The sequence below is a fragment of the Azospirillum isscasi genome, from assembly GCF_030849505.1.
Lineage (GTDB): Bacteria > Pseudomonadota > Alphaproteobacteria > Azospirillales > Azospirillaceae > Azospirillum > Azospirillum isscasi.
The window spans coordinates 1-1,430 of sequence record NZ_JAUJFI010000349.1; the positions used below are offsets into that span (position 1 = coordinate 1).

Annotated in this window: 1 protein-coding gene; it reads right to left on the reverse strand. The window is 71.9% G+C overall.

Translation table 11 applies throughout. The features are described from left to right. The coding region (locus tag QSG27_RS28915; protein WP_306712296.1) for an Ig-like domain-containing protein at positions 1-1,430 on the reverse strand (1,430 nt) is incomplete at both ends.

Sequence of the window (1,430 nt, forward strand, 5' to 3'; positions counted from 1 at the left end):
CGGTCGTAGCTGACCGTCCGGGTGGCCGCCGTGGCGGGGTTGCCGGCCTGGTCGGAGACGCTCGCGGTGATCGTGACGGAGCCTTCGGACAGGCTCTTCACTTGGCTGGAGGTCAACGAGGTCGTCCAGGCCCCGGCGCTGACCGTGGCGGTCTGGGTGACCGTGCCGACGGTGACGCTGACGACCCGGCCATCCTCGGCGGAGGCGGTGCCGGCGATGGTGACGGCGCTCTCGTCCTCGGCGTCGTTGATCCGGTCGTCGGTCGACACGGTCCCGATCGACAGGGTCGGGGCGGTGCGGTCGTAGCTGACCGTCCGGGTCGCCGCCGTGGCGGGGTTGCCGGCCTGGTCGGAGACGTTCGCGGTGACCGTGACGGAGCCTTCGGACAGGCTCTTCACTTGGCTGGAGGTGAGGGACGTCGTCCAGGCCCCGGCGCTGACCGTGGCGGTCTGGGTGACCGTGCCGACGGTGACGCTGACGACCCGGCCGTCCTCGGCCCCGCTCGTCGTGCCGGCGATGGTGACGGCGCTCTCGTCCTCGGCGTCGTTGATCCGGTCGTCGGTCGACACGGTCCCGATCGACAGGGTCGGGGCGGTGCGGTCGTAGCTGACCGTCCGGGTGGCCGCCGTGGCCGCGTTGCCGGCCTGGTCGGAGACGCTCGCGGTGATCGTGACGGAGCCTTCGGACAGGCTCTTGACCTGGCTGGAGGTCAGCGAGGTGGTCCAGGCTCCGGCGCTGACCGTGGCGGTCTGGGTGACCGTGCCGACGGTGACGCTGACGACCCGGCCGTCCTCGGCGGAGGCGGTGCCGGCGATGGTGACGGCGCTCTCGTCCTCGGCGTCGTTGATCCGGTCATCGCCCGACACCGTGCCGATGGAGACACTCGGTGCGGTGCGGTCGTAGCTGACCGTCCGGGTCGCCGCCGTGGCGGGGTTGCCGGCCTGGTCGGAGACGCTCGCGGTGATCGTGACGGAGCCTTCGGACAGGCTCTTGACCTGGCTGGACGTGAGGGACGTCGTCCAGGCCCCGGCGCTGACCGTGGCGGTCTGGGTCACCGTGCCGACGGTGACGCTGACGACCCGGCCGTCCTCGGCCCCGCTCGTCGTGCCGGCGATGGTGACGGCGCTCTCGTCCTCCGCGTCGCTGATCCGGTCGTCGGTCGACACCGTGCCGATGGAAACCGTCGGCGCCGTCTTGTCGTAGGTGATGGTCTTCGTCGCCGCCGTGGCGGGGTTGCCGGCCTGGTCGGAGACGCTCGCGGTGATCGTGACGGAGCCTTCGGACAGGCTCTTCACTTGGCTGGAGGTGAGGGACGTCGTCCAGGCCCCGGCGCTGACCGTGGCGGTCTGGGTGACCGTGCCGACGGTGACGCTGACGACCCGGCCGTCCTCGGCCCCGCTCGTCGTGCCGGCGATGGTGACGGCGCTCTC